At 62.0% G+C, this 19,389-nt stretch carries 27 protein-coding genes and 3 pseudogenes; 23 read left to right on the top strand and 7 right to left on the bottom strand.

Annotation, left to right across the window (positions count from 1 at the left end):
* The first annotated feature begins 56 nt into the window (after window positions 1-56).
* The 4 genes from B4383_RS25255 to B4383_RS25240 all read left to right on the top strand — a co-directional run bounded on the left by B4383_RS25255 (window position 57) and on the right by B4383_RS25240 (window position 3,308).
* Complete coding sequence (locus B4383_RS25255; RefSeq protein ID WP_078294517.1) at window positions 57-1,109, top strand: acyltransferase; 1,053 nt, start codon at window positions 57-59, stop codon at window positions 1,107-1,109.
* A gap of 105 nt (window positions 1,110-1,214) precedes the next feature.
* The gene (locus tag B4383_RS25250; RefSeq protein ID WP_078294531.1) at window positions 1,215-2,204 is read left to right on the top strand and encodes a phospholipase D-like domain-containing protein; all 990 of its coding nucleotides are present in this window, start codon (window positions 1,215-1,217) and stop codon (window positions 2,202-2,204) included.
* Window positions 2,197-2,766, top strand: a complete 570-nt coding sequence (locus tag B4383_RS25245) for a chromate transporter (protein WP_078294515.1) — start codon at window positions 2,197-2,199, stop codon at window positions 2,764-2,766. Before B4383_RS25250 ends, B4383_RS25245 begins: the two co-directional genes overlap by 8 nt.
* Window positions 2,763-3,308, top strand: a complete 546-nt coding sequence (locus B4383_RS25240) for a chromate transporter (RefSeq protein WP_078294529.1) — start codon at window positions 2,763-2,765, stop codon at window positions 3,306-3,308. Before B4383_RS25245 ends, B4383_RS25240 begins: the two co-directional genes overlap by 4 nt.
* 14 nt (window positions 3,309-3,322) lie before the next feature.
* On the opposite strand, the gene B4383_RS25235 is transcribed toward B4383_RS25240, so the two are convergent.
* Complete coding sequence (locus tag B4383_RS25235) at window positions 3,323-3,535, bottom strand: hypothetical protein (RefSeq protein WP_078294512.1); 213 nt, start codon at window positions 3,533-3,535, stop codon at window positions 3,323-3,325.
* Window positions 3,536-3,672: 137 nt separating this feature from the next.
* Here B4383_RS25235 and B4383_RS25230 point away from each other — a divergent pair, with 137 nt between their 5' ends.
* The 7 genes and pseudogenes from B4383_RS25230 to B4383_RS25210 all read left to right on the top strand — a co-directional run bounded on the left by B4383_RS25230 (window position 3,673) and on the right by B4383_RS25210 (window position 7,776).
* Complete coding sequence (locus tag B4383_RS25230) at window positions 3,673-4,296, top strand: class I SAM-dependent methyltransferase (RefSeq protein WP_078294527.1); 624 nt, start codon at window positions 3,673-3,675, stop codon at window positions 4,294-4,296.
* Window positions 4,286-4,429: a hypothetical protein gene (locus B4383_RS26860; RefSeq protein WP_176138431.1), complete on the top strand. Its 144-nt coding sequence runs from the start codon at window positions 4,286-4,288 to the stop codon at window positions 4,427-4,429. Before B4383_RS25230 ends, B4383_RS26860 begins: the two co-directional genes overlap by 11 nt.
* Window positions 4,411-4,659: pseudogene (locus B4383_RS26535) on the top strand (DUF1295 domain-containing protein); the annotation flags it as partial. The gene B4383_RS26860 and the pseudogene B4383_RS26535, both read left to right, overlap by 19 nt.
* Window positions 4,642-5,049 (top strand): cupin domain-containing protein, encoded by a 408-nt coding sequence (locus tag B4383_RS25225; protein WP_176138435.1) that lies wholly within the window; start codon window positions 4,642-4,644, stop codon window positions 5,047-5,049. The pseudogene B4383_RS26535 and the gene B4383_RS25225, both read left to right, overlap by 18 nt.
* A gap of 101 nt (window positions 5,050-5,150) precedes the next feature.
* On the top strand, window positions 5,151-6,134 hold the full coding sequence (locus B4383_RS25220; RefSeq protein ID WP_078294509.1) for a nitrilase-related carbon-nitrogen hydrolase: 984 nt from the start codon (window positions 5,151-5,153) through the stop codon (window positions 6,132-6,134).
* Entirely contained in the window at window positions 6,131-7,171 is a 1,041-nt protein-coding gene (locus tag B4383_RS25215) for an agmatine deiminase family protein (RefSeq protein WP_078294507.1), read from the top strand. The genes B4383_RS25220 and B4383_RS25215 overlap by 4 nt, the downstream gene beginning before the upstream one ends.
* The gene (locus B4383_RS25210; protein WP_078294505.1) at window positions 7,168-7,776 is read left to right on the top strand and encodes a TetR/AcrR family transcriptional regulator; all 609 of its coding nucleotides are present in this window, start codon (window positions 7,168-7,170) and stop codon (window positions 7,774-7,776) included. Before B4383_RS25215 ends, B4383_RS25210 begins: the two co-directional genes overlap by 4 nt.
* A gap of 13 nt (window positions 7,777-7,789) precedes the next feature.
* On the opposite strand, the gene B4383_RS25205 is transcribed toward B4383_RS25210, so the two are convergent.
* The 3 genes from B4383_RS25205 to B4383_RS25195 all read right to left on the bottom strand — a co-directional run bounded on the left by B4383_RS25205 (window position 7,790) and on the right by B4383_RS25195 (window position 10,105).
* On the bottom strand, window positions 7,790-8,242 hold the full coding sequence (locus tag B4383_RS25205) for a TIGR03618 family F420-dependent PPOX class oxidoreductase (RefSeq protein ID WP_078294502.1): 453 nt from the start codon (window positions 8,240-8,242) through the stop codon (window positions 7,790-7,792).
* Between the two features lie 74 nt (window positions 8,243-8,316).
* Window positions 8,317-8,856, bottom strand: coding sequence for a flavin reductase family protein (locus B4383_RS25200; RefSeq protein ID WP_353615639.1), 540 nt, complete (start codon window positions 8,854-8,856; stop codon window positions 8,317-8,319).
* A gap of 10 nt (window positions 8,857-8,866) precedes the next feature.
* Entirely contained in the window at window positions 8,867-10,105 is a 1,239-nt protein-coding gene (locus B4383_RS25195; protein ID WP_078294500.1) for an oxygenase MpaB family protein, read from the bottom strand.
* A gap of 89 nt (window positions 10,106-10,194) precedes the next feature.
* Here B4383_RS25195 and B4383_RS25190 point away from each other — a divergent pair, with 89 nt between their 5' ends.
* Window positions 10,195-10,842: a TetR/AcrR family transcriptional regulator gene (locus B4383_RS25190; protein ID WP_078294498.1), complete on the top strand. Its 648-nt coding sequence runs from the start codon at window positions 10,195-10,197 to the stop codon at window positions 10,840-10,842.
* An 11-nt stretch (window positions 10,843-10,853) separates the two neighbouring features.
* On the opposite strand, the gene B4383_RS25185 is transcribed toward B4383_RS25190, so the two are convergent.
* Genes B4383_RS25185 through B4383_RS25175 form a run of 3 tightly spaced genes read right to left on the bottom strand, consistent with a single transcriptional unit; the run spans window position 10,854 to window position 12,295 of the window.
* Window positions 10,854-11,120, bottom strand: coding sequence for a YdeI/OmpD-associated family protein (locus B4383_RS25185; RefSeq protein WP_078294495.1), 267 nt, complete (start codon window positions 11,118-11,120; stop codon window positions 10,854-10,856).
* Entirely contained in the window at window positions 11,117-11,629 is a 513-nt protein-coding gene (locus B4383_RS25180; protein ID WP_078294493.1) for a hypothetical protein, read from the bottom strand. The genes B4383_RS25185 and B4383_RS25180 overlap by 4 nt, the downstream gene beginning before the upstream one ends.
* A gap of 36 nt (window positions 11,630-11,665) precedes the next feature.
* A complete protein-coding gene (locus B4383_RS25175) occupies window positions 11,666-12,295 on the bottom strand; it encodes a TetR/AcrR family transcriptional regulator (RefSeq protein WP_139361050.1) in 630 nt (209 codons plus the stop codon).
* On the opposite strand from B4383_RS25175, the gene B4383_RS25170 reads away from it, so the two are divergent.
* The 11 genes and pseudogenes from B4383_RS25170 (at window position 12,294) to B4383_RS26530 (ending at window position 19,158) form a co-directional block, all read left to right on the top strand.
* Window positions 12,294-13,052 (top strand): glucose 1-dehydrogenase, encoded by a 759-nt coding sequence (locus tag B4383_RS25170; RefSeq protein ID WP_078294491.1) that lies wholly within the window; start codon window positions 12,294-12,296, stop codon window positions 13,050-13,052. The two genes, B4383_RS25175 and B4383_RS25170, sit on opposite strands and share 2 nt — an antisense overlap.
* Window positions 13,053-13,172: 120 nt before the next feature.
* A pseudogene (locus B4383_RS25165) lies at window positions 13,173-14,173 on the top strand (alpha/beta hydrolase).
* 98 nt (window positions 14,174-14,271) lie between these two features.
* The gene (locus tag B4383_RS25160) at window positions 14,272-15,768 is read left to right on the top strand and encodes a recombinase family protein (RefSeq protein WP_078294488.1); all 1,497 of its coding nucleotides are present in this window, start codon (window positions 14,272-14,274) and stop codon (window positions 15,766-15,768) included.
* On the top strand, window positions 15,747-16,034 hold the full coding sequence (locus B4383_RS25155) for a hypothetical protein (protein ID WP_078294486.1): 288 nt from the start codon (window positions 15,747-15,749) through the stop codon (window positions 16,032-16,034). The genes B4383_RS25160 and B4383_RS25155 overlap by 22 nt, the downstream gene beginning before the upstream one ends.
* Window positions 16,031-16,279 carry a hypothetical protein gene (locus B4383_RS25150; protein ID WP_078294484.1) on the top strand — a complete coding sequence of 83 codons (249 nt, stop codon included), beginning with the start codon at window positions 16,031-16,033 and terminating at the stop codon, window positions 16,277-16,279. The genes B4383_RS25155 and B4383_RS25150 overlap by 4 nt, the downstream gene beginning before the upstream one ends.
* Window positions 16,280-16,289: 10 nt before the next feature.
* Window positions 16,290-16,613, top strand: coding sequence for a hypothetical protein (locus B4383_RS25145; RefSeq protein WP_078294481.1), 324 nt, complete (start codon window positions 16,290-16,292; stop codon window positions 16,611-16,613).
* 731 nt (window positions 16,614-17,344) lie between these two features.
* Window positions 17,345-17,737: a hypothetical protein gene (locus B4383_RS25140; RefSeq protein ID WP_286150771.1), complete on the top strand. Its 393-nt coding sequence runs from the start codon at window positions 17,345-17,347 to the stop codon at window positions 17,735-17,737.
* Between the two features lie 105 nt (window positions 17,738-17,842).
* Window positions 17,843-18,010 carry a hypothetical protein gene (locus B4383_RS26855; RefSeq protein ID WP_176138432.1) on the top strand — a complete coding sequence of 56 codons (168 nt, stop codon included), beginning with the start codon at window positions 17,843-17,845 and terminating at the stop codon, window positions 18,008-18,010.
* 68 nt (window positions 18,011-18,078) lie between these two features.
* Window positions 18,079-18,183, top strand: a pseudogene (locus B4383_RS27495) (helix-turn-helix domain-containing protein); the annotation flags it as partial.
* Window positions 18,184-18,567: 384 nt separating this feature from the next.
* Window positions 18,568-18,888, top strand: a complete 321-nt coding sequence (locus B4383_RS27325) for a hypothetical protein (protein ID WP_286150769.1) — start codon at window positions 18,568-18,570, stop codon at window positions 18,886-18,888.
* A 66-nt stretch (window positions 18,889-18,954) separates the two neighbouring features.
* A complete protein-coding gene (locus B4383_RS26530; protein WP_139361049.1) occupies window positions 18,955-19,158 on the top strand; it encodes a hypothetical protein in 204 nt (67 codons plus the stop codon).
* Window positions 19,159-19,389 lie beyond the last annotated feature (231 nt).

Here is a 19,389-nt window from a genome sequence, read left to right as displayed (position 1 = left end):
TGTGCAGTATGTTTATTCGCACAAGTAAAAGCACAGCGTCAGGGCCTCGGGGAGTTATGAAGCTTGGACAGGTATTCGATAGACACCACAATGCTCTGACCATGTGGCGTCTCGTTCTGGCGATCGGAGTGATCCTCTACCATTCCTGGCCCCTTACCGGTCGCCAGATTGACTACGCACCAGCGGTGCGTCTGCTCAGCAATATATTTGCCGATGGATTCTTCGTCATCTCCGGGTTTCTCATCACCGCCGCCTGGATGCGTCGTCCGTATCTCAAGGAGTACTGGGCATCCCGCATATTGCGAATCTTCCCGGGCCTGTGGGTATGTCTGCTCGTGGTCGCCTTCGTCATAGCTCCGATCGCCGCCAAGATCCAGCACTCCACAGTGAGCTTCTCGTCGGAGCTCGCGTATGTCGTCAACAACGCCCTGCTCAACGTGGCCTATTTCGATATCGACGGCACGCCTACCGATGTGCCGTATCCGGGCGTCTGGAACGGATCCATCTGGACACTGTTCTTCGTTCTGCTCTGCGATGTCATGGTCTCCGTGCTTGGCATTGTCGGCCTTCTGAAGCGCCGCTGGGTTATTCCGACGCTGTTCGTCGTGGCGATAATCTGGGCGGCCTACGTTTCGTACACTCCACCGCTGTACAGCTGGCCGCAGGTGTTGGCCCGATTCTTCGTCGTGTTTCTTGCGGGTGCCATGCTCTACCAGTACCAAGACCAGGTGCCGGCCCGGTGGTCGCTGGTCGCGTTGAGCGTCGCCATTGTCGCTGCATCGGGATTCACGCAAAACTACCGAGTCATCGGCGCCTTGCCGCTGGCCTACGCGGTCATTGCTTCCGGCGCTCTGATCCGCAAAACGCGTCTGCGCAACGACCTTTCGTACGGTGTCTACATCTACGCATTCCCAATCCAGCAGTTGCTGGCCGGTCTCGGGCTTGCCCGGTTGAACCCGTTTTTATTCTTTCTTCTTGCCACAGCAGCCACCCTTCCGCTTGCCGCACTCAGCTGGTTTGTGGTGGAGAAGCGTGCCATGGCTCTCAAGTCTCGGATCCGTCGGAAGCCAGTCCAGCAGCGCACTGCGCACAGGGTGGCTATGCCCTGACGGCGGCGCCAGTTACGTTGGGGTTCAATAACGTTGCGAGCCCCGATCGAAGTGTTCATGTGAATGGCAGAACAATGCGCGATCTTGGTGCTAGCTTCTGCTCTTGTGCTCCCCCTCACGCCTCGCCTGATCGTCCAGCCGAATGACGGCCTGGAACCCGTTCGCGAGTTCATTGAGAGCGCAGAGACATCGCTTCTCATCAAACAATTCACCTTCACCGAGGAAAGCCTCATTGGGGCAGTGATCGGCCGTTGTCGGGCAGGTGTTGATGTCCGCGTGATGCTCAACCCGCAACGTTCCGGAGGTGACCGCGCCAACGACGACACGTTCGAGACGCTCTCCGCGGCCGGAGTGAAGGTCGCCTGGTCTAGTCCGAAATTCTATGTGACACACGAGAAGTCGATAGTCGCTGACAACAAGGCGGCGCTGGTGGCCACCTTCAATCTCTGTGAGAAGTACTTCACGCGGACTCGCGACTACGGCGTCATCACGGTGGTGCCCAGCCATGTCAGACAGATCGTCGAGGTGTTCGAGGCCGATTGGGAGCACCGGGACTGGGTGCCGTCGGTCTTCGAGGGGCTGTTGTGGAGCAATGCGAACTCTCGCTACCACATGGCGGAGTTCATCGACGCGGCCGATCAGCGGCTCGACATCCAACATCCGAAGTACGTCGATGCGGTCATCCTGGACCGTGTCGCCGCAGCTGTGGACCGAGGTGTCCGGGTGCGTGTGCTGTGCGGAGGCAGACACGGCATCAGCGAATGGGACATCCTCGACACGTTCGCGTCGCTCCGGACACTGCGCCGCATCGGGGTAAAGGTGCACAAGCAGAAGAACCTGAGGGTGCACGCCAAGCTGCTCGTCGTCGACAACGCTCAGGCCCTGGTGGGCTCGATGAACATCGATCGCAGCGCCTTCGATCTGCGCCGCGAACTTGGGATCACGATCACCGATGAACTGGTGGTCGCCCGGTTGCAGGACGTGTTCAACGCTGACTGGGACCTGTCGCATCAATATGACCCGCCGGATCCGCTCGATTCATACCAACACCACGAGGACGACTTCCCGCACGATCCGGAATTGATGCATGAGTAACAGGGATGACCCTCCCCCACTGCCGCGCGTGTCCCTGTTTCGGTTGGCCTGGACGTTCAACCACATCGCGCTCGCCTCGTTCGGGGGCGGCCTTTCGGCGTGGTCGCGGGAGGTGCTCGTCGTCGAAAGGAAGTGGCTGGGCGAAGAGGAGTTCTTGTCCGCGATGACGATGTGCCGAATCCTTCCGGGCGCCAACCAGATCAACATGGCCGTCTTTGTCGGCACCAAGATGCGTGGTGCACCGGGTGCCGCCGCGGCGGTCGTAGGCCTATGCCTGATACCGCTGGTCCTCGTGTTGACGGTGTCCTACTTCTACTTTCGCTTCAAGGAAGTGCCCGCGGTCAAAGGCGTGCTGCATGGCGCCTCGGCGGCCGCCGTGGCACTCACCCTGGCAATGGTGATCAAGACAGGCCGCATGTGCCTGACCGGTGCGATACCGGTTCTCTTGTTCACCGCCAGCTTCGCGCTCAACGGATTGATGCGCTGGCCGTTGCTGGTCACACTGGCACTGCTCGCACCGCTGGCTCTCTTCTGGGCGTGGCCCAGGAAGGTGTCCGCATGAGCACCTACTGGCAGTTGGTGGTGTTGTTCGGATCTCTCTCGCTGATGTCCATCGGCGGCGGCAATGCGGTGCTGCCCGAGATGCACCTGCGCTCAGTAAGCGGCGAACACTGGTTGACCAATTCGCAGTTCGCCGACATCTTTTCGATTTCCCAGACCACACCGGGCCCGAGCATTCTGATCGTGGCGATGGTCGGGTATGCCGCCGGGCTTTCGGCCGGTGGCGTCGCGGGGGGCATTCTCGGCGGAGTCGTCGCGACGGTCGCCATGGTGTTTCCCGCCGCATCGCTGGTGTACGCGGTGACGCGATTCTGGCAGCGGGCGCAGAAATCGAAATGGCGCATCGCGATGGAGAGAGGCCTGGCGCCGCTGACCGTTGGGCTGATCCTGGCAACTTCACTGGTGATGAGTCGCGCGGCGGATCACGATTGGCGTGCGTACACGCTGACCGGTATCTGCACGCTCATCTTCGTCATTACGAAGATGAATCCCTTGATCGTGGTCGCCGTGGCGGGAATGTTCGGCTACTTCGGCCTGGTGTAGTACCGCCGTCCGGATCAGCGCCAGCCATAGCCGGGTGCGCCAAACCCGTACCCAAATCCGTCGTCGTCTGCCCACATCCACGGTGAAAGGTCATCATCGGTACTTTGTGTACACGCGGCATCGGGGCCCATGCCTCCCGAGAACTGGCACGGGGGTTCGGCCCTGGCCGGCGCGGCCAAGGCCACCGCTGCCACCAATACCGCTGTGACACATGCGCTGTAAGGCATTCCGTACCCCCTCTTCGTCGCAACAACGTGCGGGGCTCGAATTGAGATTAGCACCGGAATCGGTGACCCGCCGGGGTTGAACCATGCATTCCTGTGGCCTGATCTGCGACGCGACATTCACTTGCGACAATGGCTGCATGGTTGAGCAGAGCCTCTGGATGCAAAAAGTTGCGACCGATCCACACCATTCGCATTGGTACATCGAGCGCTTTCGCGCGTTGGCACGTGAGGGCGCCGATTTAGCGGGCGAGGCTCGCCTCGTGGATGCGATGGTGCCGCGGGGTGCCCGCATCCTCGATGCCGGGTGCGGCTCCGGCCGGGTGGGCGGATTTCTGGCGGCGGCCGGTCACCATGTGACCGGTGTCGACGTCGACCCCGTGCTCATCGAGGCGGCCGAGCAGGACCATCCCGGATCGCGTTGGATTGTTGGTGATCTCACCGATCTCGACCTGCCCTCGCGCGGTATCGCCGAGCCATTCGACGTCATCGTGTCGGCCGGCAACGTGATGGCATTTCTTGCCCCGAGCACCCGCGTTCAGGTATTGACTCGGCTGCGTACGCACCTGACGAGCGACGGCCGCGCGGTGATCGGCTTCGGGGCCGGCCGTGACTACGAGTTCACCCAGTTCCTCGGCGATGCGGGCGAGGCCGGCCTCATCCCGGATCTTCTGCTGTCCACTTGGGACTTGCGGCCCTTCGCCGCTGACTCCGACTTTCTTGTCGCGCTGCTTCGGGCAGGAGACACCCAGCATGAACGCTGAGGGCGCGACCGCCACGCGGGGCAAGCGGCAATCATTGGCGTTGGTGGGCATCGCATACCTCATCGCCGTGTGCGTGGGCGCCGCGTGGCTTGTCTGGTGCGGTTTGCCCGGACCCGTCGCCCCGGCGAGGTGATGGACCGTGGCCTGTGGTCGTGGTCGCGGCATCCAAACTAATTCGGAGAGTTCAGTTTCTGGCTTCCCCTGGCGCTCTTCGGCATAGCGGTCTCCCCCGCGGACGCGTGGTGGCTGTGCCTCGGCGCCGCGGGCATGTTGGGGATGTTCCTGGGCTCGAGCATCCCGATGATGGAGCAGCGCAGTCTGCAGCGTCGCCCCGAATACCGGGACGTGATCGCGCGGGTGTCACTCGCTGCGTGCGCGGGCCTTGTCACCCTCACTGTGTCGTGCGGGTCGTCGACGGTGCAATCCGAACGTGAGCCGGTGAGCCGCACCGACTTACAGCGTCACGATCTGAGCATCCCTGGCCGTGAGTCCCTGCAGACACGTGTCGATTTTCAGCCCGGAGCCGAAGCCGCCCGGCACAAGCATCCAGGTGAGGAGATCATCTACGTGCTCAAGGGCACGCTGGTCTACGACATCGATGGTCAGGGCTCCAAGACCGTCACGGCCGGCGATGCACTGTTCGTCCCCGCCGAGACCTTCCATACGGTCCGCAATGTCGGCACCGACGAAGGTTCGGAACTCGCGACCTACGTCGTCGACAAGGACAAGCCCCTCGTGGTACTGGCCGACTAGGGCTCTATCGGCACTGGCCGGGCATACCCGCACAACACCCAATCTTGACTGAATTTTCAGTTTGTTCTACCCTCGCTGTCATCCAGCCCAGGAGGTAAGCAATGCCCGAGTCGGGATTTGTCGTCGAAACCGCGTTCACACCGCCAAGCTCGCCGGCGCGCGTACGCGAGTCACGGCGAGCAGCGCTCCGTGTGGGTCTGGTGCAGCACCGCTGGCTCGCCGATCCGCAGCACCTGCGCGACCAACTCTCCGACGGCATCCGACTGGCCGCCGACGAGGGCGCGAAGGCCGTGTTCCTGCCGGAGCTGACGCTTTCCCGCTACCCCGCGGATGTACGGGCAGGTGCGAACCCGGGTGCTCGTGCCGAGGAGCTGCTGTCGGGGCCCACGTTCTCCTTCTCCGCACAGGCCGCGAAGGAGAACGGCGTGCTGGTACATGCGTCCCTGTACGAGCGTGCGGATGACGTTGATGGGCTCGGCTACAACACCGCCATCCTGGTATCCCCCGGCGGTGAGCTCGTCGGGCGCACTCGGAAACTGCACATTCCTGTGACCGCCGGCTATTACGAGGACACGTACTTTCGCGCAGGACCCGCGGATGACCCATATCCGCTGTACCGCGTGGCCGAACTTGGTGATGCCGCGGTCGGGATGCCCACCTGTTGGGACGAGTGGTTTCCCGAGGTCTCGCGGATGTACTCGCTGGCCGGCGCGGAGATCCTGGTCTATCCGACAGCGATCGGTTCCGAACCGGCCTTTCCGGCCTTTGACACACAGCCGCTCTGGCAGCACGTGATCGTGGGAAACGGGATTACCGCAGGGACATTCATGATCGTGCCCAACCGTTTTGGCGATGAGGGAAGTGTGAACTTCTATGGTTCCTCGTTCATTTCCGATCCGTACGGCCGGGTTCTCGTGCAGGCGCCGCGCGATGCGGCGGCGGTATTGGTGGCAGATCTGGATCTGGAGCAGCGCCAAGATTGGCTGGATCTGTTCCCGTTCAACATGACCCGTCGACCCGACACCTACACCCGGCTTACCGCACCTGTCGATACGGCCAATCCCTACGGGTCGCACGCGTCATGACCTGGCTCATGCCGCCGGAAACCGCCCGGCAGGAACGTATCTGGATGGCATTTCCGTCGCAGGGGGCGACCGTCTTCGAGAACGCGGAGTCCACGCACGAGGCGCGCATCGCATGGGCCGCGGTCGCGCACACCATCCTCGACTTCGAACCGGTCTCGATGATCGTTGACCCGGCCGATCGCGCGGCGGCGCGTACCTACCTATCACGGGAGATCGAGGTATTCGAGGCGCCGCTCGATGATGCCTGGATGAGGGACATCGGCCCCACCTTTGTGCGCAGGGCAGACGGTGGCCTGGGCGCGGTGGACTGGGTGTTCAACGGATGGGGTGCCCGTGACTGGGCGCGCTGGGACAAAGACGCGCACATCGGCGGGCATGTCGGTCAGCTCGCCGGGGCGGAAATTATCTCCTCCTCCTTGGTCAATGAGGGCGGGGGCATCCAGGTTGATGGTGAAGGCACGGTACTAGTGACCGAGACGGTGCAGCTCGATCCCGCCCGTAACCCTGGGCTGGACAAGCTCGCAGTGGAAGCGGAGCTGGCGCGCACGATCGGCGCGCGGCATGTGATCTGGCTGCCGCGCGGCCTGACTCGTGACGCGCAGCGGTTCGGCACGAATGGCCACGTCGACATTGTGGTCGCCATCCCATCGCCGGGACGGCTGCTGATACACACACAGAACAACGCCACACACCCGGACCATGAGGTCACCAAGGAGATCATCGAGCTACTGGCACAGAGTCACGACGCCCAGGGAAAGCCATGGGAGATAACGCAAGTCCCGGCGCCGGACGTGCTGCGTGACAGCGAGGGCTGGGTGGACTACAGCTACATCAACCATCTTGTGGTCAATGACGGCGTGATCGCCTGCCGGTTCGGTGATCCGGCAGACGACATCGCTAAAGCCATTCTCGCCGAGGAATATCCGGGCCGCGCGGTAGTGACTGTAGATGCACGCGAGATCTTCGCGCGGGGCGGTGGTATCCACTGCATCACCCAGCAACAGCCTCTCCAGAGCGCAAGGAAGTGTGTCGGGTGATCAGTCGACAGGAAGCGATCCTGCAAGCCAGTGCCACCGCTATCGCCGAAAACGGTGTCCGGGGCCTGCGTGTCAGCGATGTCGCACGGGTGGCTGGGGTGTCGTCGGGTCTGCTCTACTACCACTTCAAGGACCGTGATGGCCTGCTCGCGGCGGCCCTCACCTATATCAATGACCAGGCACGCGCGTACCGGCAGGCCGCCAGCGGTTCCGGAGTATCACGGGGCCAGCTTATTGAGCATATTCTCGGAGAGATCCAGGATTCCGCTGCGGTGGTGGAGAACTCGTTGGTATGGAACGAGTTACGTGCTTCGGCGGTCTACGAGGAACCCCTGCGCGAACCTCTTGCACGAACATCCGAAGAGTGGACGCACGAAACCGCCGCCGCCATCCGAGCTGCTCAGAACATCGGTGAGGTATCCGAAGCCGTGGACGCCGACAGTATCGCCTTAGTTCTCAATGCGCTCACCGAGGGGCTGGCGTCCCGGTGGCTTTCCCACGAACTCACTGCCGCCGAGGCGCGTGCCCATCTGCGCGCCACTACCGAGTTGATGCTCCCCGCACATGGCCGTGGCCCCAAGGACATTCAGCCAATTCGCGGATGACGCGGCAGCGCCGCTACCCGGCCGTCGGATTGGAGTAGACGCGACGGGGCGTGATGAGGACTGCGGCGCGTCGTTCCTCTGCCATCACGCGGTCGTAGGTGTCCCAGTCATCATGTGTGCCACCGGCCGCCTGAAAGATGTTGCGTAACAACAGGCGTAGCGCCTCGCTGTCGGCGCCGGGACGCGGATCGTCTGGACCGATAATCTCCGCGGTTCCCTCGACCGTTGCCCATTGCCACCCGGCACGCACGACGATGGTGGCCCGCGGATCGGCCCGCAGATGGTCAAGCTTGCGAGTACCCCCTGCCGCGACCAACGCGACGATCGGCTCGCCAGTTTGGGGATGCCGCATGACGCCGGCATTGATCACCGAAGATTGGATGCTGCCGTCGCCCCGAACCGTGCTGAGCACGCACAGCCCGTGATCGAGATGAACCAGCTCGGCGAATGCGGATATGTCTGTCACGACCGAATCCCTTCCATGAACCGCGCTACCTCACTGTAGGTGCTGGTTCCGCTCGCGGATGTGAGTTAGCGCCCTCACGTCCTTGTACGTGACGACGTACGTAACATTCGGTACCCGGTGGCGAGTAGCAGCGGCCACATCGCCCCGACGATGAGCGCAACGCGGGCATCGGCACTAGAGGCCAGCAGGACGTGCCCTACGTGGTCGCCAAGCTTGACGCGTGTGGCAATCTCACCGACAAACCAGACTGACGCGTCCTCCAGTATCGGGGCACCGTGCGGGCCCTTGCGCCAGGAACATGCTGCGAACTTGTCGACGCGGTCGCCCGTCATCTCCCCAAAAAGGTGGACCAGCTCACCTTTTGCCCGGGGGATCACATGCACTGCCAGATGGCTTGCCTCGTGCGAAACCCGCCAGGTGTGGTTCCGTTCGGACAGCCCTACGAGAAATAGTGGTGGGTCGATACTGACCTGACTGGCGAAACCAACGAGACATCCCGAGGGGCCATCGGTTCCTTGCACGGTCACCACGTACATCGGGTGGTCCAGCTGGCCCATGAGGCTGGCGAAATCTGCTGGCACATCCGACTCCGCTGAAACTGTCGCGCTTACCATTCCTCACACGCTAGGCGGCGTGCCCCACCCAACTGGCGGAATGTCCGATCTTCGCATGCCCCTCGGCGCTAAGGGCATGCATGAACTCGTACTGCCTGCGTAAGCCGCTGCGCGCTTGCCTGAGGCGGCCGCCGGGCAGTATGAAGTTTGCGCCGGTGCGCAGCAGGTTCACCGGGATTCGCAGCATCGGATACCACGGAGGCATATAGGTGGGCAGCCCAAGTCTGCGCATTTGCGCGCGCCCGATGTACGTCGTGGTGATCGAAATATGTTGTGCCCATGCGATTCGACGGCGGATAGCTTCGAAATTCGAGTAACGCCAATGCAGTGGATCATTGGCCATCGGCACCGCCATCGCTCGGCTGGTCTCATCGGGGCGATGCAATGACATCAGGTAGTGGTACAGCCGCTTCATCGCATCGCGAAAACTCACCGGAAGGTATTGCTCCTCGACACCCATGAGCCACCCCACATATCGGGTCAGGTGTGCAACACCGTCCAGCTCGCGAGGTGTCGCGACGATACCGAACGACAGCGACAGCACCGCCGGTACGTAAAGTGCACCGAGAATGGTTGCCGCCATGTCGGTTTGATTGACCGGTGTCCCCCAATCCTCGGCCTGCCATTCGGGTAGTGCTCCGACATGCCGTCGCACGAATGCGTGAATCATCCGAACATGCAGGGTCGCTTGATAGCCGCTCCCCTGCGGCGACAAGCCGTCATCGGCAATCGTGCTGAGTGCCCACTGCATGGTTTCGGCGAAGCGCTGGGCGCTCCCGCTTTTCCCGCTTTGTCCCGTCTTGGTGAGAAGAAGCGTCCGGTTAATACCTGACGCGGCGAAACCGCCCAGGAACGGGACATCTCGCGCCAGGAAGATCGTGTCGAGGCCGCCACGCTGAAAGAACCTCTGCCCGGACCGAATTCGCTTCCAGTCAACCCAATCCGGTGTTGCTTCGATGTGCGTGAAGAAGGTTAGCAACGGTTCGGGCGGGTTCTCCACACTGCGGATCCCGTGGGCCATTGCCTGGTCGAAAAGGTTTCGGGTGGAGTCCATCCCCTGTGCGTACATCCAGTCAACCAAGTCGTCCATCGGCTGGTCCCCCGCATTCAGGGCAGCGCCGATTGTGCACCACTCCGTGTCGGTTGGCGGGTCGATCAACATTGCCTTGACCAGGAGGCCGACCACCGGCACCTTACGGCGGTCTTGAGGGTGGCGGGCGGGGGCGACGGTGGCTGCGTGAGGTGCCATGAGCGGGTTCCTTCCGGAGTGGGAGGCAATTCTGGTGGAAGTCTCCACCAGAAGTTGATTTTGTGCAAGGACTCCACCAGAATTGGAGAATGACGGCCACACGCGGTTACGGCGGGATACCTGCGGATCAGCGACGGGCCGAGCGTCGTGCGCGCCTCCTCAATGCGTCGCTCGAGATTGTCGGTTCACAGGGGTACAACAGCCTCTCGGTCTCGGGTTTGTGCCAGGCCACGGGACTGAATGACCGGTATTTCTATGAGCACTTCGAGAACCGCCACGCGATCTTCGTGGCACTGGTCGATGAGCTGGCGACTCAGACGTTGGCGGCCATGACCACGGCCATCGCCGCCTCCGGGAGCGATGGACGGCAGATCGTGCGTGCCGGGTTGGGCGCATGCATTGATCTGCTCACCGGTGATCCGCGTAAGGCGCGTGTGGTGTTTGTCGAATCCCCCGCGCACAATTCACACCAACACCGCACTCAGATACGCGGCATGTTCATTGCCCTGATGCGTGCCCAGGCGGATCGAATGGCTTCCGGAGCCCTATCGCAGGATCGGGAACACAGAGTCACGCTTGCGGGCGTCCAGTTGTTCGGCGCGCTCATGGAGAGTGTGACGAGTTGGCTTGCCGGTGATCTCGCCATCACTAAGGAGCAGCTGATCGATCTGAGCGCCGATCTCCTGCTGACGGTGACGAATCACGTACTGGCCGTTGATAACGTCCCCTCTGCCTGAGGTTACTGCGGCTACTTGCCGGTGCGCTCGCGGTGCTTACACCCGGGCCAGCAGCAGGGCCGGCGCTTACCCTCTTCGAGTTCCTCTTGGGTCCGCCGAATACGGCGCTCCCGAGTGGCCTCTTGCTTCGCGTCCTCGACCCAGCAGATGAACTCGTTGCGCCCCAAGGGCGTGATGTCCTGCCACAGGGCCAGGGCCGTGGGGTTCTCGATCAGTGCAGCGCGCAGATCGGCAGGCACCGTATGCACTACTCCCCCGGCGACCTTGGCGCTACTCACGGCGTCGGATTGCTCGGGGCAGGGCCGGTCTGTTCATAGCCGGGCGGCGGCGGTCCCGTCAACGGGGTATACCCCGGTGGTAGCGGCGGTCCCGAGGGGGCCGGTGCGTAGGGGTCGCGTATCCGCCCCGGGTTCGAGGACTCCGGGGCATTCGTCGAGATATAGCCCGGGGGCAGCTGCGGTGCGGGCCCCGCACCGGCCGGTCGCCCGGCGACACCTTCCGGCGTGTCCATCGGCCCGTCTTTTGCCTGATGGTACAGGTCGCGGATGGTCCCCAGCGGACCTCCGGATCCCGAGCCGTACGAGGGATTCGCGACCTCAGGAACCGATGGCTGAGCGGGCGGCGGGGGCGGCGGACCGACAGGTGCGGTGGCCGCGACTGCCACATCTGGAGCCGACGGCCCGGGCGGGGGCCCCGGTGTCACAGGATCTGCTCCGGCGGGAGTCGACAGGGATAGCGCGGCCCCGGCAACGATCACGCCGGCGACGAACAGCTTGGCTGCATCCATCGAGTCATCGTCGCATAGACGATCTGCAGCTGCAGGTCACTGACAGTGCAGCGCGGCGATGCCCTGATCGAGCGCAGCCTCCAGATAGGACAGGTCGCCCGTGGCGAGCATGATGCCGACCCCGCCCTGAACACCGGCCAACAAGGCGGCGGCGGCCCTGTCGGCATCGATGGCCGCGGCAATCTTGCCCTGCCGTTGCATGGACCGGATTCCCGTGCTGATCGCCTGATGCCATGTGGTGATGAGGCGCGCCGTCAGAGTCTGGGCACCCGGTGTGGTCCGTCCGATCTCGGACATGAGGACCGCGATGGGGCAGCTGGCGCCTTGCCTGCGGTAACGCTCGACCACAGCGTCGCGCCAGCGTTGCCACGCTGCCCAGGAAGTGAGCTCACCGAGGTATGGCTGCTGATCGTCGAGGACGGCCTGTGACTCGAACGCGGCCACCGCCAGCAGCAGCTGATCCTTGCCGCCGGGAAAATAGTGGAACAGCTGGCTCTTCGAGGTCTGGGTGCGCGCCATGACGTCGTCGAGCGTGATCATCGCTACGCCGACGCTGCGGATTTCCGCTGCCGCGCCTTCGATGATCCGCTGGCGGGTGGCCCGGCCCTTTGTCGTCAGGTTCTGGACTTGTGGGTCCAATTCGAGCAGCGGAGCATCCGTACCCATGATGCAAAAAGATACGCGACTGTCCGGCCGTTCGGCATTGGTTACCGGTTCGACAGGCGGTCTCGGAGTCGCCATCGCCAAGGAGCTCGCGGCGCAGGGAGCTTTTGTCGTCGTGAGCGGCCGCAATCAATCTCACGGTGAGGCGGTTGTTGCCGATATCGAGGTCGCCGGCGGACGTGCCGCGTTTGTGGCCGCCGATCTAGGGGCCGGTGCAGACGAAATACACCGAGCCGCCGCCACCGCCACCGAGGCATCCGGTGGGCGTCTGGACATACTGGTGAACAATGCCGCGAGTCTGCAGCTGCCCACCCCGACGGGCGAGGTGACTGCGCAGACACTGCGAGATGCCTTCGAGGTCAACGTGTTCGCGCCGTTCTTGCTGACCGGCATCATCGCTCCGCAGATGGCCAGTGGCGGGGCGATCGTCAACATCGGGTCGATCACGGGCCTGCGCGGTGCCAGTGGATCCGCCGTGTACAACGCCAGCAAGGCCGCCATCCACTCGTTCACTACCAGCTGGGCCGACGAGTTCGGCCCGTTCGGTGTGCGCGTGAATGCCGTTGCCCCAGGGCCGATCTCTACCGAGCGCCAGGAGGAGTTCGCCGAGCACATCGCGCCCGTCCTGTCGCGACTCCCCTCTCGCCGGATGAGCACACCCCAGGAAGTCGCCGCCGCTGTTGCCTTCCTCGCCAGCGACGATGCCTCGAACATTCACGGAGCGATTCTCAGCGTCGATGGGGGCTGGGCCGCCGTCTGAACGGTTGAGCATGACGACGAAGGCCCCCCGGATGGTTGCCTCGTCACGGTAAAGTCCCACGTCGTCGCCAGCCCGGGACGCTCGACGCCAACAGACCTCTCACGGAATCGGTTCCCTGACATGATCAGCAGACGTGGATTTTCCAAGGCGGCGCTGGCCGCCGCGGTCGGCGCAACCACCCTCGGGGCCTGCTCGAACGGCGCCAGTGTCGACACGACTCGACCGCGCACACAGTTCCCGCCGCTCACACAGATTGACGCGGGACTGCTCAACGTCGGATACGTCGATGAGGGCCGGCCGACGGACAGCCGGTGATCCTGCTGCACGGCTGGCCCTATGACATTCATAGCTATCTCGATGTGGTGCCGTTGCTGACCGCCAAGGGATTTCGGGTTCTGGTGCCGTATCTGCGGGGGTATGGCAGCACCCGGTTCAGGTCCACCGGCACTTTCCGCAACGGTCAACAAGCAGCGCTCGCCACCGATGTCATCGACTTCATGGATGCGCTGAAGATTCCGTCGGCCATCCTCGGTGGATTCGACTGGGGCGCCCGTAACGCCGATGTTGTCGCCGCTATCTGGCCTGAGCGGGTGAAAGCGCTGGTGGCGGTCAGCGGTTACATCATCGTCAATCTGGAAGCCAACCAGCAGCCGCTGTCGCCGCAGGCGGAACTGGGCTGGTGGTACCAGTACTACTTCTCCACCGATCGTGGCGTGCGCGGCTACCGGCAGAACACCCGCGACTTCAACGAGCTCATCTGGCACAACGCCTCTCCGATGTGGCACTTCGATGACACCACCTACAACCGCTCGGCCGGGGCATTCGACAACCCCGACCATGTCGACATCGTCATTCACAACTACCGCTGGCGACTCGGGCTGGCCAAAGGCGAGCCGCGCTATGACGCTATTGAGGCCAAACTGGCGGCCAAGCCGATCATCGGCGTGCCGGCCATCACGATCGGCAGCGATTTCGACGGGCCGGCCAAGGACGGGTCCACCTACCGGAAGATGTTCACCGGCAAGTACACCCACCGGATGCTCGACGGAATCGGCCACAACGTCCCGCAAGAAGCACCCAAGGATTTCGCCACCGCGATCATCGAGGCCAACGCCCTTTAGACCTCCCCCCGAAGCCGCCCGCCTAGAATCACTGAGGAACAGGCGAACAGGTAGGGAATGAACTCACTCGGAATGTCGAAGGTTTATCATTTACATCTATGAAAGACCAGGCTAAACGAGCTTTGATAGTCGTAAGGCTAAGCCACGTCACCGACTCCACAACCAGCCCGGTACGACAGTTGGCGAAGTGTCGAGAACTGATCCGAGATCGTGGTTACGAGGAAGTCGGCACCGCGACAGATCTTGACGTCTCGGGGGCCGTGGACCCGTTCGACCGCAGGAAGAGGCCCGAACTCTCCCGGTGGCTGGCCAACGAGGCTGAACCGTTCGACGTGATCGTGACGTTCCGAGTGGACCGGCTTACGCGCTCCCTGCGGCACCTCCAAAAGCTGGTGAACTGGGCCGACGACAACCGCAAGCTGGTGGTGTCAGCGACAGAACCGCACTTCGACATGACTACCCCGTTCGCAGCGGTGTTGATCGCGTTGATCGGCACCGTCGCCGAGATGGAACTCGAAGGCATCCGAGAACGCACATCGTCTGCGGCACAGCACAATATCCGGCTAGGTAAGTATCGGGGCGGCGTCCCTCCATGGGGCTATTTGCCTCAAAAGCAAGGAAATACATGGCGATTCGTACCGGACCCGCCGCAAGTCAAGGTAATTGGAGAGGTAGCGGAACGGGTTATCTCGGGTGAGCCACTTAGGTCTATCGCTCACGACCTATCCGAACGCGGGGTGCTAACTGCACGCGACAGGTTTGCTCAGGTTCGCGGTCGGGAGGTTCAACGCCACGACTGGACCCCACACGGTCTGAAAAGGGTGATGACCTCCCCCACAATGCTTGGCTATGCAGTGTCGGACGGCCAGCCTGTCCGAAACAGCGACGGATCCCCCGTAGTTCGATCAGAGCCGATACTTACCCGCGAGGTATTCGACCAGATAACCAAGGAACTGGAAGACCGGAAGACTCGCAGAGAACCCACGAAACTCAGCGCGTCACTTCTATTACAAGTGATTCATTGCGGAGTCTGCGGAAAACCGGCGTATCGGTGCGTGACAGGCAGGGGTAGGGCACCTCGGTATCGCTGCGCCTCTGCCCAGAAGAGAGAGCCGTGTGGTAACCGCACGGTGTTGATGGATACAGCAGACACGATCATCGCCGATTCGATCCTTGATGAGCTAGTTGGCCGGGAACGGTATGTACGCGTGTGGGATTCGGGTTCAGACCATTCCGAGGAACTGTCAGAGACCGACGCTCAGTTGGTGGACCTGACAGGTCAAATCGGTACACCGGCTTTTAGGGCCGGGACGCCCCAGCGGGACCAACTAGACGCGCTTATCGCAGCCCTAGCAGACCGGCAGGGCCGGTTGCGGGCCGAAGCGGTGAGACCCTCGGGCTGGGCCTGGGAGCCAACCGGAGAGCTGTTCTCGGACTGGTGGGAAGGACAAGACACCGAGGGCAAGAACATCTGGTTGCGCCAGGTGCAAGTGAAGTTGTTTTGGAAGTACTCGGATGGTGACGTAATCACCTGGCAGATCGACAAGCTGTACCTAGAGAGGATGGAAGAGCAATGGAAGCAACGAATTTCGTAGAGTGGGCGAACGCTATCGACGCCCACCCCGAGACTGACGACGCCGAGCTGGTTGTAGCCGTGCGGCTTGCCAGCGGCGAGTCTGTTTGCACCGGCTGCATAAAGGACGAGTTCGGCGGGTTGGAGCTGTGCGACAACTGCGACTCGGCATCTCACCTTGAATGGCTCGGGTTCCTGTTTGGTGAGTCTCAAGTAACGACCGAGACCGCCAACGGCGGTAGCGGCATGATCGTCTACAGCTTCCGTCTACCAGAGAAGGCCGCATGAACCCGAAGCTCGACATTGAGAACGCCCCTTGGTTCACTGCTCACGCAATTGGGATCAACTTCCAGCCGTACCTGAAGGTGCGCCGATCGTTAAACGTGAGCGAGGCCGACGAGGTGTACGCGCCCGTCCGAGAGTTTCTGTCCGCGCACCCTCACGAGGTCGAGAATGAGGCCGAGGTGGAAGACGCCACGATGGACTCCGGCCGAGCCGTGGACACGCTGTACAGGCTCACACAGCCGTCATAATATCGAACATGTGTTCGATGATTGGTGTAACCCCGCAGGTATCGAGATCTATCGCGAGGTGAACCGGCCCGTGCTCGTGCGGGCAAATCAGGTGTTCGGCGGTGAGGTGGGCCTACACCAGATGACGCTAGCCCCCGCGCTGGCGCGGCAGCACGGGTTGGTCTTCAACCCCCTGCAGCCCGGACACCAATTCGCTTGGGTACGAACGAATACCGGCAGCTGGTTGGCGCTGGTCGTTGTCGAAGTCGCGACCGCCGATGGCGCGAACCAACTAGCCATGCAGCTCTGGCTGCAGCCGCATCAATTCCAACTACCGCACCGGGACTACCGGTAACAGGTTGATAACGATTAGGGATTCATTGAAAAAACACCATCAACCGACGCGTATTCCCTATATGAGAGCCTAGTGACCCGACTGGGATGATCACGAGTTCGTAACGAATACCTAGTACTCCGAGTACGCCCGCGCAGGTCACTCGTATTCCCTATATGAGGGGGCAAAGAACCTTGCCCGGTAACGGTTAGGTCACGATCCACCCTCCGCGCCCACTCCAGCCCCAAAGGGACGCCTATTCCCTATATGGAGGGGTTGAACGCCCTCTCACTTCCACGACTTGGATGCCGCACGCGGATGACGCTGTGCGATCCGAGCCAACAGGCTGGCTGTCGGCCCATCCGCCTCTCTCCGGTTGGCCTGTTGGTGAATCCCCCGCGACACCGTGTCTGACATGAGCACGGTGCCGGGGGTTTCCTTTTTCCCTTGCTGCATACAACCGTATGAAAGGCCCGCCAATGACTACACGGCATTGCCCGTACGGGCACACGATCAAGACCAGTCAAGACCTAGTGCAGGGCATGTGTCGCACCTGCCGTCGTGAACGGTCCCGCAAAGCCGCCCAGGATCAACGCAGGGCGACAAAACTCGTCTCCGCTATCGAGACCCTAGGGCTACAGGTCGTAACCCCCACAGGGACTTTCGGCCTTAGAGACTGGCTGGAACAACAGGTTCCGGCTTGAGAGAAATGAGGATGGATGGAAAACACCGATAGGTTACAACTTGTCGACGTGACCGAAACTGATACCGGCACAACAAGTATCTGGTTCGCCGCCTGGGGTGACGATAGCCGGGCAGACGTTGTGTACCCACGGGTCATGCAGGGCACCAACGATTATCCGGCGTACCGGGAAGCTCGCGAGTTCATCGAGCGGCAGGGGTTGGTCTGGGCCGGTGCGGCACCGTGCATAGAGCCTGGATTCCCGCTGGAGCCCGAGGAGATCACCATCGTGGGTATGCAGGGTTCAGCAGTGGGAAATGTCATCTGGGAGGTATACCTACACCCCAGGTTCAATGGTCGAGCACGTGACCAGATGCCCCGAGCTCGCAAGCTATTTCGGGAAGACGGCAGCCAATTCGATATCGCCACCCTGATCACCGAACGACGCAACAACGGTCTGTAGGCCGTTCATCCCAGACGCGGAAACCAACTAACACAACTGAACACGGTCCAACCCCTGCCTTGATGGCGGGGGTTTTCTTATACCCCTTTCCCTGGAAGGAATCACATGCAGATCAAACAAACCGCTGAGTTGCACGAGCTGCCGAAGTACTGGCAGTCGAAGATCGGAAACCTCCGCAAGGAGTGCGCGGACACTCGCGTCAAGAACCGAGAGCTCAGGGAGGAAGTCGAACGGCTCAATGCCGAACTCGACGCAGTGCGCGGTGGCAAGTGAACGCGTTTGAGTGGTCGAAGCTCTACTTCCGAAATGAAGACAGAGACCTTCGAGAGACGAAAGCGACGATGGCCGCTCTCTACTCGTACGTCGACTTTGACACCCTCGTGTGCTGGCCCTCGCAACGAACGCTGGCGTCGGTTACCGGGTTGGATGTCCGAACGGTGCGACGGCACATAAGCAAGAACATCGCCAAAAAGTGGCTGGCGGTAGTCGAGCCGGGCGTAAGTAAATCCCAACCGAACAGGTACCAACTGAGGACACCCACGCCCTCAGTTGAGTTAGAACCGAGGGCACTGATGCCCTCAGTCGAACCCGAACTGAGGACATCCCTGACCGCAACTGAGGACATGCGTGACCGCCAACTGAGGTCACCGGTGTCCTCTATAACTAATCAGAGAACAAATCAGGGAACTACTCACCGTGAGGGAACCGAGGGCACTGATGCCCTCGGTTCCTCGGATCTGTCCTCGGCCCCGTTTGGCGGGTCCGAGTCCAGCCACTGGGCGGACGACGACCCGTGGGGGGTTAGTTCCCCCTCAGTTGCAACCACCCAAGTGACTGAGGACACGGGTGACCTCAGCACTGAGGTCACGGATGTCCTCGTTCCTGACTTCTGTGACTCGAACGAAGATCCCTTCGCCTCGGTCAAATACGACCCGTATGGCGATGATCCGTTCGCACCACCACACCAGGAGGCGCGGCAGCGGTTGCTTGCCGCCATCGCATCCGAAGGTGGGGCGATACCAGCCCGGAGCGCACAGGGTCTAGCCGAAGTACCCGGAGGCGAGATCGCCGCCGTCGTGGAGAGCCTCATCGCCGATGGACTGGTAATCCACGACAAGAGCTCGGAGGTAGACACTTTGAGACTCGTCTAGCTCAGTACCCGATACCGGCCCCGGCATCACCGGGGCCTTTTTCATGCCCGAAACAGAGAGCGATGGATGACAACTACAGAACCAACAGCGCCGAAGTTCAACGCAATGCATTGGAAGTCCAAGACCCCGGAAGACCGTGATGAAGCCTTCGAGGCATTCCTTCGTGGGCGGACTGAGTACGACCAGACCGTCCGCGACAACGGCGATACCCCTTGGCACGGCTGGGACGAAGAGAAACGCCGCGCACTTTTCATGAAGCGGTACCGGTGATCGCCTGCAACGGGTGCGAGAGCACCTGGACCGGATTGATCACGTGCCACTGCTCGGGCTGTCACCAGACGTTCGGCGGGATCACCGGGTTCGACCAACACCACAAGGGCAAGTGCCTATCCCCCGAATCCGTGGGACTGACCAAATCAACCAAGGGGCATTGGTCCCTTCCGTATCGAGGAGTACCCCAGCATGTCTGAGACCCACATTGCTGCCCTAGGCGCAGCGATG

It is taken from the genome of Mycobacterium sp. D16R24, from assembly GCF_002013385.1.
GTDB lineage: Bacteria > Actinomycetota > Actinomycetes > Mycobacteriales > Mycobacteriaceae > Mycobacterium.
The sequence above is the reverse complement of the archived record's forward strand: the minus strand, read 5'-3'. Positions and strand labels throughout refer to the sequence as shown.